Raw genomic sequence first — 16,678 nt, forward strand, 5'->3', positions numbered from 1 at the left:
TGCGAAGCGGGCGGTGCCGCCGGTGCCTCAGGCACCAGCACCCCTGCCGTCAGAGCCCCCAGCCGCAGTAACAGCTTCTGCCCCGGAGGCGACGACGTCGCCGGTTCAAGACAGGCCAGCGATCGTCTTCGCGCCGGAGTCGGCAGCCCCTCTGCCCCCGCCTCCGCCGCCCACGTCTGCCGAGCTGGCGGCGCAAGCCCGTGCGGCGGGAGCTGCACCGGCAGCAGAGTCGGTGGAGGCTGGGGCGGCCGCCGTCGCCACTCCCAAGATGCCTTTAAACACCTGGCCGCTGGCGAGTCGACACTTGACAGCTAGCGCACCCTCCACCCCCTCAGCGCCATCGCCAGCCGTGGTGCCCCCGGCCACGCCGTCACGGTCGACGCCGTCGCCCTCCGCCTCACCCGCGGCAGCTCCCTACCCGGAAAGCGGCAGTTCTGCCGCCTCCCCAGCCAGGCCGCAAGCCGATTCTCCCCTGCCGATCACCTCGCCAGAGGAGGCAGAGCGCCTAGCCCCGGCCCAGATGGTGCCGGACACGGCCACCGTCCCACCCACCCCCACGGTCATGGTGGTCCCAGCTGCCCCGACCATCTCTGCCTCCACTCCTTGGAGCACAGCCTCAAGCACCCTGATGGCCACCTACTCGGCCCCCGCGCAGCGCCCCACCGAGGAGACCGTGCCGCCGCCGCTGCGCCCGCGCGCATACCACCCCGAGCACCCAGTGGGACGCATCCCCGTCACCGAGGTCTTCCCGGTGATTGAGGACGGCCGCTGGCCCGTCAAGGCGGTGCCCGGAGAGGTCTTCCCGATCCGTGCCACCGTCTTCCGTGAAGGCCACGACTGCTTTGGGGCCACCGCCGTGCTGATCCGCCCCGACGGCACCACCGGCCCAGCGCCCGCATGTACGAGGTGAGCCCCGGCCTGGATCGCTACGAGGCCCGCTTGGCAGCAGATGCCCCAGGGGATTGGTCCTTCCGTGTGGAGGGCTGGTCCGACCCCTACGCCACCTGGGAGCATGCAGCCCAAATCAAGGTGCCGGCGGGAATCGACGTCGCCCTAATGTTGGAGGAGGGCGCTCGGGTGCTGCAGCGCGCCGCCGCAGTGCCGGGCCGCCCCTCAGCTGACGTGGCTCTGCTGGAGGCTGCCGTGGTGGCGGTGCGCGACGAGTCACGTTCTGAGTCAGAGCGCCTGAGCGCCGCCACCAGCTCAGAGGTGCACGCAGCCCTGGAGCGCTTACCGCTGCGTGATTTTGTCTCGCCTTCGCGCGCCTACCCACTGCAGGTGGATCGCCGTACAGCCCTGTACGGCTCTTGGTACGAGATCTTCCCCCGTTCCCTGGGCTCTGGGGTGGATGAGCACGGTCATTGGCACACGGGCACGCTGCGCAGCGCCACCGAGCAACTGGACCGTATCGCGGCCATGGGCTTCGACGTGCTGTACCTGACGCCTATCTCCCCGATCGGCACCACCAACCGCAAGGGCCGGAACAACACTCTTACGGCCCGCCCGGAAGACCCAGGCTCGCCTTATGGCATCGGCTCAGCTGCCGGTGGGCATGAGGCGATCCACCCAGAGCTCGGCACCGTGGAGGACTTTGCGGCCCTGGTGACTCGTTCCCGTGAACTCGGCATGGAAGTTGCCCTAGACCTAGCTCTGCAGTGCTCCCCCGACCACCCGTGGGTCAAGGAGCACCCCGAGTGGTTCACGGTCCTAGCTGATGGCAGCATCGCCTTCGCGGAAAACCCGCCCAAGAAGTACCAGGACATTTACCCCCTGAACTTCGATAACGACCCAGAGGGCATCTACGAGGCTGTGCATGAGGTCATTGAGACCTGGATCGAGCGGGGCGTGACGATCTTCCGGGTGGACAACCCGCACACCAAGCCACTGACCTTCTGGCAGCGGCTGCTGGGACAGGTGCATCGCAACCACCCGGAGGTGCTGTTCTTGGCCGAAGCCTTCACCCGGCCCGCCATGATGCGCACCCTAGGCAAGATCGGCTTCCAGCAGTCCTACACCTACTTCGCTTGGCGCAACACCAAGCAGGAGCTCACGGATTACACGGTGGAGCTATCTCAGGAGACGGCGCATGTGCTGCGTCCAGCCTTCTGGCCCACCACGCACGACATCCTGACCCCCTTCATGACGCATGGGAAGGTGCCGGCCTTCAAGCTGCGGGCCGCGCTGGCCGCAACCCTCTCCCCCACCTGGGGTATCTACTCCGGTTACGAGCTGGCCGAGTCCGTGCCCCGCCCGGGCTACGAGGAGCAGATCGACAATGAGAAATACGAACTCAAGCCCCGCGATTTTGAGGCCGCCAAGGGCAACGGAATTGAGGAACTGCTGACGCGCCTCAACGCTGCCCGCAAAGCCCACCCGGCCTTGCAGCAGCTGCGGGATGTTTGGTTCCACGGCACCAGCGATGACCAACTGATCGCCTACTCCAAGCGAGTAGAAGCCGCCCACAGCCCCACGGGCAAGGACGACGTCGTGCTGACCATCGTGAACCTGGACCCCTGGGCGGCTCACGAAGGCCAGGTGTATCTGAACCTAGAGCAGCTGGGGCTGGGAGGCCGGGACGGTTCCCAGCTAGTCATGCGGGTCACCGATGAGCTTACGGACGCTTCCTTTGAGTGGTCCGCCTGCGGCTTTGTGCGCCTAGATCCCTTTGCGGGGCAGGCGGCGCACGTGTTCTGTGTGGAGGCACTGTGACCCTGACGGACTGGCCAGAGGACCAGGCCCTGCTGGCTGCTCTGGATCCGTGGCTGCGCGCGCGCCGCTGGTTCCCGATCAAGGGGGCGGCGGCACCCGAGCCGGGCCAGCTCAAGGTGGCTACTTGTGTGGATTTGGCCGACGGGGTGCGCGAGCTGGTGCTGGCCGTGCCTCGCGGTGATGACCCAGCCGCCCCGGCGGTGTTCCTGCACGTGCCGCTTGTGCTGGACGCCGCCTCCGCTCTGACGGAGTTGGCGGTGCCCGGTGAAGCAGATGGCAATGTGGGCACCCTCCTGCCCGCCGACGCCGTCGGCGCTGCAGATGGTGCAGCTAGCGGCCGGCCCCCGGCTGTGGCCCTTGTAGAGGGAGCCCATCACCCGGCCTACTGGCGCGCCTGGGCTCATGCTGCCCTGGAGGCGGACACGGTGCTGGGGCCGCAGGGCGCCCAGGCCATCGCCCAGCGGGCGGAGCGCCTGCGCGTCACCACTGGGGAGCAGTCCAACACCTCGGTAGTTATGCCAGCCCCCCGCTCCGGTGAGCCTGACGGGGGTCCGGAGGACGCCGCCACTGGTGACCTGATCGTCAAGGTGATCCGGGTGCTGGAGGCAGGCCGCAACCCTGATGTGGAGGTGCCGGTAGCCCTGGCCCGCTCCGGTTGGGACCGCGTACGCCGTCCAGTGGCTTGGTCGGCGCTGCCACTTCCTGGCGGCTTAGAGGCCGATGCTGCGGTGGCCTGCGCCTTTGTGCCGGTGGCAGACGATGGCTTTGAGCTGTTCTGCGCCTTAGCGGCCCAAGACGCCGGGCCAGGTTCGGTCTCCCGCGAGCGCGCCACCGCCCTGGCGCGGGACCTGGGGGTCACTACGGCGGAGATGCACGAGCATTTGGCCCAAGCCTTGGGCACCCAGGCCGGGCCGGCTCCCGTGGTGCTAGCTGAGCGCTTGCAGGAGCGTGCCCGCTGGGCGCTTAAGGAGGTGCCGGAGCTGGCTGAGCGGCTGCCGGGCATCGCCGCGCGGGTAGACGGCGTCTATGCGCAGTTAGCGGCGCTGAACCGCCTGCCTGAGGCCACGCGGGTGCACGGTGACTACCACCTGGGCCAAGTGTTGCTGGCCCACCCCACCCAGCAGACGCCGGAGCGCTGGTACGTGCTTGACTTTGAGGGGGAGCCACTGCGGCCACTGACACAGCGCCTGGAGCGGGATCAACCGCTGCGTGATGTGGCAGGCATGCTGCGTTCCTTCGATTATGCGGCCGCCATGGGGCAGGCCTCCCATGCGGACTGGCTGCCGGTGGTGCGCCAAGCCTTCATGGAGGGACTGACAAGCACCTCCGCTGGGGTGGACGCCGGGGGGAAGGCGGCAGTCGCTGCTGTGCCCACCGGTGCCAGCCCGCTCCTCCTGACTGCCTTGGAACTGGATAAGGCTCTGTATGAGGCGGTTTACGAAGCCCGTAACCGCCCCACCTGGTTGGGTATCCCCGTGGCTGGTTTGGAGCGCCTGCTGCCAGCCGAGCCAGGACCAACTGCCTGATTCACCCTTCCGGGCCTCTGCTCTGCCCTGACCCGCAACTCTGTAAGCACCCAAATCCGCCCCCGTGGGGGCCCGATCATGGAACAGTTGGACACATGACTGAAGCGACCTCGCCAGACCCGATCCCTGCACCCGTTCACGTTGACCCCTGGGTCCTTGCGGACGTCGCGTACGCGCGCTATCACAACCCGCACGAGGTGCTAGGTGCGCACCTGGGCGACGGCAGTATCACCATCCGCACCGTGCGTCATCTGGCCGACGCCGTCGCCGTGGTCACCCAGGACGGCACCTTCCCGGCGGTGCACGAACAGGACGGCGTCTGGGCGGCGGTGCTGCCGGGCACGCAGGTCCCCGACTATCGGATTGCGGTGACTTACGGGGAAGAAACCACCACGGTGGACGACCCCTACCGCTTCCTGCCCACTCTTGGGGAGATGGACACTTACCTCATCTCGGAGGGCCGCCACGAGGAATTGTGGGAGGCCTTAGGTGCCCATCTCAAGCACTTCTCAGGCCCTATGGGCGAGGTTGAGGGCACGGCCTTCGCCGTATGGGCCCCTAACGCCCGTGCGGTGCGCGTGGTCGGTGACTTTAACTATTGGGATGGCACGGCCTCCGCCATGCGCTCCCTGGGCGCCTCCGGGGTGTGGGAGCTGTTCCTGCCGGGTGTGGGTGTTGGCGCCCGCTACAAGTTCGAGATCTGCAATGCGGACGGCTCCTGGCACCAGAAGGCCGACCCGCTGGCCCGCGCCACTGAGGTGCCTCCGGCCACTGCCTCCGTGGTCACGGACCGCTTCCACCAGTGGGGCGACGCCGAGTGGATGGAGGCCCGCAGTGAGAAAGACCCGCACTCGGGTCCCATGAGCATCTACGAGGTGCACATTGGCTCTTGGCGTCAGGGCCTGGGCTACCGGGGGCTGGCTGAAGAGCTAGTGCCGTATGTCAAGGAGGCGGGCTTCACGCATGTGGAGTTCATGCCTGTGGCTGAGCATCCCTTTGGCGGCTCCTGGGGTTACCAGGTGACTGGCTACTACGCTCCCACGGCGCGCTTCGGCACTCCAGATGACTTCCGCTACCTGGTAGATCAGCTGCATCAGGCGGGCATCGGCGTGATCCTGGATTGGGTGCCGGCCCACTTCCCCAAGGACGAGTGGGCCCTGGCCCGCTTTGACGGCACTGCTTTGTATGAGGACCCGGATCCGCAGCGTGGTGAGCATCCGGACTGGGGCACCTACATCTTCAACTTCGGACGCAATGAGGTGCGCAACTTCCTGGTGGCCAATGCCCTGTACTGGTTGGAGGAGTTCCACCTGGACGGGCTGCGCGTGGACGCCGTCGCCTCCATGCTGTACCTGGACTACTCGCGCCAGGACGGGCAGTGGCGCCCCAACCAGTACGGTGGCCGCGAGAACCTGGAGGCGATCAGCTTCCTGCAGGAGGCCACTGCCACGGCTTACCGCAAGCATCCCGGCACGGTGATGATCGCGGAGGAGTCCACCGCCTGGCCGGGAGTCACCGCTCCCACTGAGTACGGCGGCCTGGGCTTCGGCCTGAAGTGGAATATGGGCTGGATGAATGACACCCTGCGCTACTTGGCGGAGCAGCCCATCAACCGGCGCTACCACCATGGTGAGCTGACCTTCTCACTGGTCTATGCCTTCTCGGAGCAGTTCATCCTGCCGTTGAGCCATGATGAGGTCGTGCACGGCAAGGGTTCCCTGCTGTCCAAGATGCCCGGTGATGCCTGGCAGGAGTTGGCGGGATTGCGTGCCCTGTACGCCTACCAGTGGTCTCACCCAGGTAAGCAGCTGTTGTTCATGGGGCAGGAGTTCGGTCAGGGTGCCGAATGGAATGCGGACAACTCCCTGGATTGGTGGATTCTGGACGACCCGGGTCACCAGGGCCTGCTGCACCTGGTCAAGGACCTGAACCAGCTCTACGCCTCTTCCCCCGCCTTGTGGGCTGATGATTTCTCTCACCGTGGTTTTGAGTGGATCGAGGCCGGCGACGGCGACCATAACGTCCTGTCCTACCTGCGCAAGGGCACTGGTCCGGATGGGCGCAATGACCTGATCGTGGCGATCGTGAACTTTGCGGGCACCCCGCATGAGGGCTACCGTGTGGGTCTGCCTTTCGCGGGTGCTTGGGATGAGGTCATTAACACCGATGCCCCCGAGTACGGTGGTTCTGGTGTGGGCAATCTGGGGCGTGTGGAAGCGGAGGAGTTGCCGTGGAACGGTCGCCCGGCCTCGGTGCGGCTGCGGGTGCCCCCGATGGGCGCGGTTTTCCTGCGTCCCACGCGCGACTGAGCCGAGTCGGGTCGAGCTTGCTCGGACCTGCGAGGCGAGGAAGACGCGTGCCAAGCCCCCGGCTGCACACGCGCGACTGAGCCGAGTCGGGTCGAGCTTGCTCGGACCTGCGAGGCGAGGAAGACGCGTGCCAAGCCCCCGGCTGCAAACGTTCCCAGCCACCCGGATCAGTTCGGCCTGTACCGTGGCGGCGGAGCCTGAGGCGGGAGCCTATGAGCACCTGTGCGGTTTCCAGCACCCTCTCCAGGAGGGTGAGACCGGCATTGATCAGCAGTGCGTCCAACGCGCGGCGCTCGAGCTCTCCCGTCAGCTCGATCGGCGTGCAGTCCTTCATCCAGGCGGTGCGGTTGTCACAACGCCCATCAACGGCTTCAAGCTCGAAGTCCTCAAGCACCTCTTTGAGCCCTTTCACGCTACGGGTCCGGCAGAGCTCCCCCCCCCCGGTCCTTGGGCGGGGTCTTGGGCTGGCGCTTGGCCGTGACGGTTCCTTAAGGGGCGTAGTGGGTTCGGGGTGGCCCATCCTGGTCGCGCGGAGCGGTTGAGTCCGTGGTACGCGTTAGCCATGTGGTCCTTCGAGGGGACCTGTCGCGGTATTCTCGAACGGCTTTGCCACGATCACCGTGCCGCATATTGTCGCCCCTCATACCCTGCTGGATGAAGCCCTTGGTCCGGCCCGCCCCGGGCCGGACCATCCAGCAGCCCAACCACCCCAGGAGTGACTCATTTTCGTGTAATGTTCCAGTGTTTGAACTGGCTTGCGGCTGCCTTGGGTCGCGGGCTGGCTGGTGCCCGGTCCCTGGAGGTTTTGTGCGGTCTTATCGTGGTTTTCGTCCCTGCTTGTCTGATTATGGTGGCTATAACCCCTACCCGGCTCAGAGCTCGTCGTCCCAGGCCGGGTCGGTGCGGTGGACTAATCGTAAGCGTGAGGATCTGGAGGATGTGCGCCGTCAGGTCTCTTAGGCTGAGCTTGTCCTTGGCACGGGAGCCGCGGATGCTGGGGTGCAGACCAACGCGGCGAAGCTCACCAGTGGGCTTGGGGGACAGGAGTCGGTTTGGCGTTCACCCCTGGCAGACCAGCTGGCGACGGGTTTGCAGGCGGCGGTTAAGTCAGTTGATGGTGGTTTTGAGAGTGAGGGTGTTTGGTTGGACGGCCTGATCGACAAGGAGCCTGAGAAGGTAGAACCCACCGACCCGCGCGCTAAGTCAAGAGGATGAGCCGACAGTGGCGTATGTAGCTTTGGATCCGGACGCGGTTCAGAAGTTGATTGACGGTCTCAATGACTATAGGGACAATGCTGAGCGTGAGCGCAAGTCTGTGGTGTCTTGTCGCGACAGGCAGGGCTGGTCGGTGACCTTGTTGTACATGCCTGTGACAGTGGTCAATGCTCTTAGCGTGTTGGATTCACGTATTGATGAATTGAAGAGGCGTCTGGCGGCGGCTAAGGCTGCTAACGAGGGCGGGATCACCACTAAGACACCTGAGGGTTGGATTCAGTATTATATCCCGGACGGGGAGAATGACACTGCAGACAATGCCACCAAGTATAATCAGGTCGATAAGGTCAATAAGGCTCGTCGGGATGCTGCGGATTTGAAGAACGGGAGTTCTTCACGATCCGCCGATCAGGTGTACCAGGATATGGCGACCCACGAGGGTGACCCGGTGTACGCGACGGCGTTCTGCAAGGCCTACGGGGTGGACAGCATGCTGGAGGCCCCGGCGGACGGTGGTTTGGATGCGGCATCCCGGCAGAAGATGTTGTGGCGTTTTTCCCGGGTCTGGAAAGATGCTTCCGACTCTGCTGCATACTCTTTGAGCAGTGATATCGATCAGGCGGTTCGCGCCGGCTCTTCAGGTGGGCGCACGACGGTTATGGACGCGATTCTCACTGCGACCGATCCCGCCACCGGTGAGCACATCGTCTTCGGCACCGACTTCCTGGTGGGCCTGGCCGACAAGGTGGAGGACATCCCCGCGGTTTCAGAATCCCCATCTGACCCTTATATCGGTGAGGGCAACCAAATCAGGCGCAGACCGGGTCTATTGGCGGGTTACACCAAAGACCCCTTGGCGGCGGTGCTGCACGCGATGGGGTACAACCCCCAGGCGGCTAACGACTACCTGGCCCCGCCAGACCCCGAGGGACTGGCGATGGACGGCGCCGAGAACCGCGACGACCATTGGACCCCTTCCCACAGGGCTCTGGAGCGTATGGAGATGCTGCGCACCCGCAGCTGGGGGCGAAACGCCATGACCGGACTAACAGCCGTGTTTGCTGCCGCCTCCTCCGAACGCGCCACTCCAGCGCCCGGCAACGACAAGGACGAGCGCGCCTCCTGGGCCACAGCCAACGGACTCAACATCATCGCAGCCCAGGACTTCCCCAAGACCCCGGAAGCCGCACGCAACACCGGCACCCTCCTGGGCAACTGCGCTCAGGAGGTGCTGGAGGTGGTCCACAAGGAGAACCTGACACCATGTGATAAAGACGACCCGAGCAACTTGGTGCCATTGGACGCCAATGGGGGCGACCAGGAAAAGATAAAGCACTCACTGGCTAAACTGCTGTACAATTCCTCAAGCTCATCAAACGCGGCACCTATGGTTACCCAAGGGGTGACTGCCTATGCCGCAGCCAAGGGCTCCACTCACGCAACCAGCAATCCAGGTCATGAGCTTGCTGAAATTAGCTACTACTACGACCGCGCAGCAGACGTCCTGACCCTGATGGAGGCCATCGACAAGAATGATTCCGCGGCTCAACAGCGCTACAATGGCGCCCTTGCGGCCACACAAGCATTGTCTGCCGTTCCTGTGGCCGGCGTTGGCTTCACACTGATTAACGCAGGACTCACTCTTAGCGGGCCACCAACTAGCCGCACAGGACTCTACGACAATGGCCCTTCAGGCCCAGCAGAGTCGTTACGCGCCGCCTACATGAATAATATGATCGCGGCTGGCATGGTAGATCCCCCAAATGATGCGTCCTTCTATGATGACACGAAAGGGAAGATCTCAATCAGCGACGACAAGACACTTCAGGACTTCAACTCCTGGATGAATAGCTCTGGTGTATCAAAAGACATATCCAACACGCTGAGAAAAGTCGGCTCAAGTCCTTGCGGCAGCACGTACGATACTGCTGAGGAATTCATGAAGAGTAACGGAGGTGAGGACTGGTGACCTCCACAGGCAGCCGAGCCGAGGCGCGCTTACTGGCGACACTAGTGGCAGCAGTGATTGTACTTATGACACCCGGGTGCACTTGGTGGGAGCAGCGCCCAGACAATCCCGTTCCTGAGGCCTTGTGCTGGGGTCTGCAAAAGGCTGGTCTAGAGGCTGTATCAGGCCATCGCATCACCTCCACCGGTCGATCAGGGGCCACAGCCCCGGAGTACTTCGATGTGTATCATGTCTGTTACTTTGACCTTGAGGGAATTGGGTCTATGCGGATCTCATACAATCCCAGTCCGTACCTGCCCCAGGGGCGGACTGGACTGTTGTCTGAGGCGCAGACCCGGGAGAAGTGGTCGCAGCGACCAGGCTTTGAGCAGCTTGACCTGGGACTGGACGGTCACGCCTACTTCCTGCCACTAAGCGTCTACCATCCCTTGGAGGCGGACGCTGCGTGGTTCGCACCTGACGGCAGAACCCTTCAAGTTGAATTGCTGCAAAGCTCAACCCCTGCGGTCACCGAGCAGGAGGGCAAAACGGTCGTGGTCGCTCTGCTCAGGTACGCGGCCAGCATCTATCCCAGCACCTTCCCAACCGTGCAGCCCACCCCAACCCCGCAGTGACCGCCACCAACAGATGATCCCAGCCCTGCTGGAGCGCATGGAGATGCTGCGCACCCGCAGCTGGGGGCGAAACGCCATGACCGGACTAACAGCCGTGTTTGCTGCCGCCTCCTCCGAACGCGCCACTCCAGCGCCCGGCAACGACAAGGACGAGCGCGCCTCCTGGGCCACAGCCAACGGACTCAACATCATCGCAGCCCAGGACTTCCCCAAGACCCCGGAAGCCGCACGCAACACCGGCACCCTCCTGGGCAACTGCGCACCAGAAGTCATTCACGTGGCAAATAGGACCGGGATCAAGAGCGACGATGACCCTCATCATTTGGTGAACCTGTATGGAAATGGGGTAGACGAGACCGAAGTGAGGAATTCTCTGGCCAAGCTTCTTGAAGGCGCTTCCCACTCAAAGGAGGCTGCTCATGGTGTTGGCGCTGGGACCGCAGCATACACCTCTAAAAAGTGCGATGCATTAACTGCTGCAGGTGGCGCCACCGTCAGCAGGATAAAGGGGCTCTTCACGATTTAGAGTGCGTTGATCCGGGTGTGCAGCTGCCCGGAGTGAATCAGGCACCGCAAGATGTAGTGGTCGAGGTTGCGCAACCCCAGGGCGGTTTCCCGTAGATGCTCTAGCCGGCCATTGATGGCCTCGACCGGCCCGTTGGACGCCCCGATGTCGAAGTAAGCCAGCACATCCTCGCGCCGACGCCACAACGTCCGACCCAGCTGGGCCAGCTCCTCCAACCCTTTCGGCACGCCCATACGCAGGGTGTTGATGATCCGTTCCATCAACTTCTTGCCCTCCGATTTCTTCGGGTGCCCGTAGGCCTGGATCATGTCCTGGTAGAACATCCACGTGACCTCGAGTGCCACGTATTCGTCATCGGTGGCCCACAACAGGTCCAACCGCCTGTTCTGCCGCTCGGTGAGGTAGTTCCTCCTGGTCAGCAAGGTCCGCCGGTGCTTGTACAGCAGATCATCCTTGCGTCCACGACGCCCCGTGGTCTCACGTTGGAGCCTCTGGCGGCAGCCAGTGAGCTTGTCCGCTGCCAGATGCACGACGTGGAACGGATCCATCACCTTCCTCGCCTGGGGCAGTACCTGGTCGACGGCGGTGGCCTAGCCGGTGAAGCCGTCCATGGTCACCACCTGCACCTGGCTGCAAAAACCAGGGTCGCGTTCCTGCAGCCACGTGCGCAGCACGTCCGCGCTGCGGCCTGGGCGGATATCCAGTACTCGGGCCGGCCCACGGCCATCGGCCAGCGGGGTGAGGTCGACCAGGATCGTCACCAGGTTGGACGGCTGGCCTGGCTTTCGGGTGTGCTTCCACACGTGCTCATCCACCCCGAGGATGCGCACCCCGTCCAGATGGGAGGGGTTGTCGTAGACGAGCTGTCGGCAGGCGTCCACAGCGACCTGATTGACCAGTTCCCAACCCACCTAGAGGGCCTTGGCGGTGGCGGCCACGCTCATCCGGTCGATGGCCAGTCGCTGGAGGATCCAGCCGGTCACCCGGTGGGTGAGCTTGGCCCCGTCATTGGCGCAGTTGAGGGAGGCTTGGAAGATTTTCCTGGGACATTGTTGATTGGTGCAGGTGAATCGGGGGACACGAAGGTGCAGGCGGGTGAAAAACCCCACGACCGGCAGGTCAACCAGTCGGCAGACAGTGTGATCACGCAGTTTCCCGCCTTGGGTGCAGTCGGGGCAGTGCCCCTCGACAGCGACCGGGGCGGCGTCGATGATGGTGAAGGTTGCGGCGTCGGCGGCTCCGGTGATCGTCAAACCGATTTCCGCCGTGCGGCAGATGGTGTCTGCGACGAGGTTGCCACTAGGCTGCACAGTAGGGTCCTGGTTCGGTCAGATGCAAGCGTAGTAACTCCCATCTTGTACCGGCCAGGACCCCCAACATGTTGTCCCACCCCGAACCGGGCTCCGCGGTCAGCTACGCACCCCAAAACACGAAGAGCCACTTTGGCCGATGAACTGCGGCTGTTATTTATCTCCGATCATCATGACTCCTCCTGCGCTCACAGCCGATAGAGCCACATACACCGTTTCTCTAACAGCCACTTAATGAGGCATGCCAACAGAGCCAAGTAATCGAATCGGTGTGTCAGGCCTTGTGAGAGCGAGGCGGCATATCTCTGTTCATACATACAGAAGGCTGATGTGTCCGCTGGATCACGTATGAGTCCTGAAAAATGTTATAGTACAGCTGGTTAGCCCACGAATTTCTTGAGATGGTCGTGTCTGCAATGAGATTGAAATGGCCTGGTATCTCAGTACCTACGTCCACTTGCCCATGTTTCTGTCAGTGGTAGCTCGAAAGTCTTGATCTTCTTAATACAAAGATGGCCTCCCAGAGTCAAAACAGTCAACGCACTTCATCTGTTCGGTCTGCTCAGCTACAGGTACGATTATTAGGGTAAGCGGTAAACACTGATCATTGTCGGGGAGCCGGAGAAATAGGGACGTCGATCCCAGTCGGACCAAGTAGCAACCATCTCAAGACCTGCACCTCGAGCCATAGTATCGAGCTCAGCGGGAGAGAGCGGGTACATAGTTAGCGGAATGAGCCGTATCCCGTCGGAGCTGATGAGTACGTCCTGATAGTCAAGTCGATTGGTGGAATGGTCATAGCGAGAGGTGCCGATGACAACCCGTCCGGGTTGCATGTCAGAGACCCGCACAGCACCGTCCACGAACTTTGCCCATTCTCCTATATTGAAGACGGACATCTCGATGAGCACGTGTGCCCCTGGCTCCAAGACACCAACGATGTTGTCGAGAGTCGACCGTTGGGCGTCACAATCACCCACCATGAGGAGCACCTCGAACAATAGGTATGCCAGGCGGTATCGACCTTCGATCGGTTCTCTTGTGACGTCACACAGCCGGGCTGACACAAGATCGCGGTGATCATGCGCGCGAAGGACATCAAGCATGTCTGGAGAGGAGTCCACACCGATAACGGATATGCCTCGTTCTGCTAATGCTAGCGCCATTCGGCCGGTACCACAACCGACGTCAAGTGCTGAACCACCTCTGGCTAGCTCGGCAAGCAGGTCGACTTTGTTCGCCGTCGGTTCGGTCTGATCGGCATAGAACTGTTCGTAGATGTCAGCAACGAAGCTACCGAAAGTTGTGGCGTCATAGTTTTTCACTAATGATCCTTTCCTAGAGTAGGTTTGTCATTCAAAAGATAGTCTTGAGCAATATGCACATTATCGCGCGATGCGATGACCAGTATGTTGTAAACAACATGGGCAATAATCGACGCCAGTAGACCGCCGAGCAAAAACGCCGTTCCCAGGAACAACCCAAACACAATATGGCCAGGCACACCTGCGGGTCCAAGAACGAAGACATGCATCACTCCAAAGGCGAGGGCAGAGATCGCCACAGCCCACCCGGGCCCCAGGCCAAGGCCCGTGAGTCCGCCCAGAAGTAAGCCTCGGAATACGATTTCCTCACCCATTGCGTCTAGTGCATAGAGGCTAGACACTGCCGCATCACATAGGGAAGGAGCCCTACAATGTGCAATTAAGCTAGCCCGTTGATCTCGTCTGGCGAGAATAATCCACCAGAGGACTCCGAGTGTAAGCCCGAGACCTACCGCATATTGCCAGGAAAGGCACCCTAGAAACAAGCTATTGCCCGGCAGACCGATCAGTAACCATATAAGAATCACAACAGCCGAAGCTACTATAAGACAAAGCTCATAGGAAAAAGCCCATAATTTGTGAGACGACACTGTAGTGCGGTTCAAGTGCATAGCCACAAGCGACCATAAGACCCACCATAGTGCAGCTACAGCTAGTCCAGCCCCGGAGACGAAGTGGGTCAAGTCACTGGTCATCCGGGGTCCACCGGAAGAATAAGATCGACGCCAAAAACAAGATCAAAAACCAAACAATGAGAACTAAAAAATATGTCTCGAGTCCATCGAGTTTGTTGAACCAACTAGACCGTAGCACACCAACCATCGGCCAGAAGGGCAAATACTCCATGCTGGTGAGGACCCAACCCGGCACCTTGCCTTCCAGAGGAAAGAAACCGGCAGCGATCATGCCGACGCCGAACAGGACGGTGGAGGATAGTCCGGCGGTCTCTACGCTCCGCATGCGGCTACTGAGCGTAAATCCTAGAGCTAGCATAGTGGCAATTACGAGGAGAAACGCCGATGCTATGAGCACAGGAGAGCCTGATGGCCATAAGTTATAACTTAAGCCTGCAACCAACATCATGACAAAATTGCCGATGAAGAGCACTAAAACCCTGTCGATGATCTGCCCGGCAAGATAGGTTGTCTTAGACAATGGTGAGGCTAAGTAGGTCTTGAGAGTGCCTTCTTTACGCTGCTCTGTGATCGCCACTCCAATAGAGAATAAGCCAGTTGAGAGGACGGACAACGCGGCGACATCCGGTACGGCTGCTGCTCGAAATTCCTCTGGATACCAGAATGTGACAGCAATCAGGAAGATCACGCTCGGAGCTAGGAGTGCAAACAAAAAACCTACAGGAGACCGAGTATAGCTAGTCATTTCAAGGCGCGCGACAGCGAGAGCTAGCCGCAATGAGGATGGCCGACGCTCTGAATTTTCCGGCGTAATACGAATCAATTTAGTCTGCTGAGAAGTCATTCTCGTAGCCCTCTCCCGGTGAGAATTAGGAATATATCCTCTAGTGATGCTGGCCTCTCATCAATAACTTTCGCGCGGCCCTCCAGCTGGCGGCGAAGTTCCTCCGGAGTGTCGGTAAAAACCACAACGGAATCCACCCGAGGCAGGCTGGGAGACGGTGCGAGGTAGTCGGCCAATTGCTGAGGAGAGGTAGTCCGAATCAACAGCCGGTGCCCGTAACCGGACCGTGAGCGGATGGACTGAGCGGTACCCTGAGCAATGACCGTGCCGCGGTCGATGATGACAATCTCATCAGCCAGTTCCTCTGCCTCATCTACATCGTGTGTGGATAAGACCACCGTGCGCCCTTCATCTCGCAATCGCCGGATTTCATCGCGTAAAAACTCCTGGCCCTGCGGATCTAGACCGGCGGTCGGCTCATCCAAAACCACCACGGACGGGTTCCCGATCAGAGCACGCGCAATGCTGAGCCGACGCTTCTGTCCGCCCGAGAGACGAGGAAATCGAACATCTGCCTTTTCCGCGAGCCCGAACCGATGCAGAGCTTCATCCACGAGGATCGGATTCGGGTATAGAGACGCGAAGAAGGTAAGCGACTCCCTCACCTTCACCGTGGCCTGCAGACTGAATTCCTGAACCTGAACACCAAGGATGAGAGCAAGATCGCGGTGATGCCGTACTGGATCGAGACCGAATACACGGATACTGCCGGAGTCCGGCGCTCGCATGCCGCAGATTGTCTCCATGAACGTCGTTTTACCAGCCCCGTTAGGTCCGAGTAAAGCAGTGATGGTTCCACTATTGATGTTGAGGCTCAAGCCGTCTAGTGCACGAGTGAGGCCATAGGCCTTGTGTAAGTCGAGTGCCTCAATAGCTATTTGTGCATCAACATCGGGCGCAACTAATTCTTTCTTCTGATTCAAGATACCTCGCCCTTTGCATCGTGCAGTGCGACAACGTCTTCTGGGCGCCCTACTAAAAGCGCATAGACGGGAAACTCATGCACACCGTCCAACCCCAAGAGGTCAGCGAGCTCATCGTCAAAAAATCCACCCATCGGCAGAGCAACATGGCCAGTAGCCAGGACACCAAGTAGAAGATTTTGAGCGACGTGACCTGCCTCCATCAGAGCGAATCGTGTAGCACGGATCCCATACTTAAACCGAGAGCGCAGGGGGAATGCGGAGATAATGAAGACAGCATCAACGTTCTTGAACAGTTTCTCCTCTGGCGTTGCAGAACCAAGCTCTGTCGGGGTAGCAGTGCCTACCTGAAAAAGCGTATGCGACTGTGGCTCGTAATAATAGAGGCCAGCGCTTGGCCCGATGCCATCCCGGAGACTGACGTAAAGGTCCCGGGGGCGCAGCGCACCCCCCGATGGAGCGGTGTGACCGGTGTGGAAGGCGCTGACGTGTCTAACGTAACCGTCGGCAGCCCAACACCACCACGAAAGTTCGACATCGGTCGCGGGCGTGCCCGAAGCAAACTCGCCGATGGGAGTGCGACGGGAAGCAAGAGCATCTCCGAGCGTAATGCTGTCTCGATATGCGCCTGGGTCAGGCAATTGGAAGCTCGGCAGATGTCTGAACTGCTTTCCCGCGCGGGACGTCCCTTCCACGAGCCAGGGGGATGACTCGAGCATATAGATACCCGGGACCTCCATTGGACCGAGGTGTCGATGTAGTTTACTCGCCTC

The 16,678-nt window shown here is 61.3% G+C and carries 11 protein-coding genes and 2 pseudogenes; 7 read left to right on the forward strand and 6 right to left on the reverse strand.

The window, feature by feature from the left end:
* The first annotated feature begins 628 nt into the window (after nucleotides 1-628).
* From DR039_RS02120 to DR039_RS02155, 7 genes and pseudogenes are all read left to right on the forward strand, one after another.
* Nucleotides 629-2,709: pseudogene (locus tag DR039_RS02120) on the forward strand (alpha-1,4-glucan--maltose-1-phosphate maltosyltransferase).
* Entirely contained in the window at nucleotides 2,706-4,235 is a 1,530-nt protein-coding gene (locus DR039_RS02125) for a phosphotransferase (RefSeq protein ID WP_229116738.1), read from the forward strand. The pseudogene DR039_RS02120 and the gene DR039_RS02125 overlap by 4 nt, the downstream one beginning before the upstream one ends.
* 95 nt (nucleotides 4,236-4,330) lie before the next feature.
* On the forward strand, nucleotides 4,331-6,544 hold the full coding sequence (glgB, locus tag DR039_RS02130; protein WP_111835732.1) for a 1,4-alpha-glucan branching protein GlgB: 2,214 nt from the start codon (nucleotides 4,331-4,333) through the stop codon (nucleotides 6,542-6,544).
* 999 nt (nucleotides 6,545-7,543) lie between these two features.
* Entirely contained in the window at nucleotides 7,544-7,759 is a 216-nt protein-coding gene (locus DR039_RS02140) for a hypothetical protein (RefSeq protein WP_111835734.1), read from the forward strand.
* Nucleotides 7,760-7,766: 7 nt separating this feature from the next.
* Nucleotides 7,767-9,728, forward strand: coding sequence for a DUF6571 family protein (locus DR039_RS02145; RefSeq protein ID WP_111835735.1), 1,962 nt, complete (start codon nucleotides 7,767-7,769; stop codon nucleotides 9,726-9,728).
* Between the two features lie 263 nt (nucleotides 9,729-9,991).
* On the forward strand, nucleotides 9,992-10,342 hold the full coding sequence (locus DR039_RS11035; protein WP_126622284.1) for a hypothetical protein: 351 nt from the start codon (nucleotides 9,992-9,994) through the stop codon (nucleotides 10,340-10,342).
* A 13-nt stretch (nucleotides 10,343-10,355) separates the two neighbouring features.
* On the forward strand, nucleotides 10,356-10,868 hold the full coding sequence (locus DR039_RS02155) for a DUF6571 family protein (RefSeq protein ID WP_111835737.1): 513 nt from the start codon (nucleotides 10,356-10,358) through the stop codon (nucleotides 10,866-10,868).
* On the opposite strand, the pseudogene DR039_RS02160 reads toward DR039_RS02155, so the two are convergent.
* The 6 genes and pseudogenes from DR039_RS02160 to DR039_RS11735 form a co-directional block, all read right to left on the reverse strand.
* A pseudogene (locus tag DR039_RS02160) lies at nucleotides 10,865-12,178 on the reverse strand (ISL3 family transposase). The gene DR039_RS02155 and the pseudogene DR039_RS02160 sit on opposite strands and share 4 nt — an antisense overlap.
* Nucleotides 12,179-12,759: 581 nt before the next feature.
* Nucleotides 12,760-13,503 (reverse strand): class I SAM-dependent DNA methyltransferase, encoded by a 744-nt coding sequence (locus DR039_RS02165; protein WP_111835738.1) that lies wholly within the window; start codon nucleotides 13,501-13,503, stop codon nucleotides 12,760-12,762.
* Complete coding sequence (locus DR039_RS11630) at nucleotides 13,503-14,198, reverse strand: CPBP family intramembrane glutamic endopeptidase (RefSeq protein WP_111835739.1); 696 nt, start codon at nucleotides 14,196-14,198, stop codon at nucleotides 13,503-13,505. Before DR039_RS11630 ends, DR039_RS02165 begins: the two co-directional genes overlap by 1 nt.
* Nucleotides 14,188-14,982, reverse strand: a complete 795-nt coding sequence (locus DR039_RS02175) for an ABC transporter permease (RefSeq protein WP_111835740.1) — start codon at nucleotides 14,980-14,982, stop codon at nucleotides 14,188-14,190. Before DR039_RS02175 ends, DR039_RS11630 begins: the two co-directional genes overlap by 11 nt.
* Nucleotides 14,979-15,905: an ABC transporter ATP-binding protein gene (locus tag DR039_RS02180; protein ID WP_170166903.1), complete on the reverse strand. Its 927-nt coding sequence runs from the start codon at nucleotides 15,903-15,905 to the stop codon at nucleotides 14,979-14,981. Before DR039_RS02180 ends, DR039_RS02175 begins: the two co-directional genes overlap by 4 nt.
* A complete protein-coding gene (locus DR039_RS11735; RefSeq protein WP_407641266.1) occupies nucleotides 15,902-16,645 on the reverse strand; it encodes a SagB/ThcOx family dehydrogenase in 744 nt (247 codons plus the stop codon). Before DR039_RS11735 ends, DR039_RS02180 begins: the two co-directional genes overlap by 4 nt.
* Nucleotides 16,646-16,678 lie beyond the last annotated feature (33 nt).

Origin of the sequence: Actinomyces bovis (genome assembly GCF_900444995.1) — a bacterium.
GTDB classification, from domain to species: Bacteria; Actinomycetota; Actinomycetes; order Actinomycetales; family Actinomycetaceae; genus Actinomyces; species Actinomyces bovis.

Bases quoted from the DNA above. Each gene is read 5' to 3' on its own strand.
- DR039_RS02155 (WP_111835737.1), top strand. From the start codon at position 10,356: ATGATCCCAGCCCTGCTGGAGCGCATGGAGATGCTGCGCACCCGCAGC.
- DR039_RS02175 (WP_111835740.1), bottom strand. From the start codon at position 14,982: ATGACTTCTCAGCAGACTAAATTGATTCGTATTACGCCGGAAAATTCA.
- DR039_RS11035 (WP_126622284.1), top strand. From the start codon at position 9,992: ATGCGGATCTCATACAATCCCAGTCCGTACCTGCCCCAGGGGCGGACT.
- DR039_RS11735 (WP_407641266.1), bottom strand. From the start codon at position 16,645: ATGGAGGTCCCGGGTATCTATATGCTCGAGTCATCCCCCTGGCTCGTG.
- glgB (WP_111835732.1), top strand. From the start codon at position 4,331: ATGACTGAAGCGACCTCGCCAGACCCGATCCCTGCACCCGTTCACGTT.
- DR039_RS11630 (WP_111835739.1), bottom strand. From the start codon at position 14,198: ATGACCAGTGACTTGACCCACTTCGTCTCCGGGGCTGGACTAGCTGTA.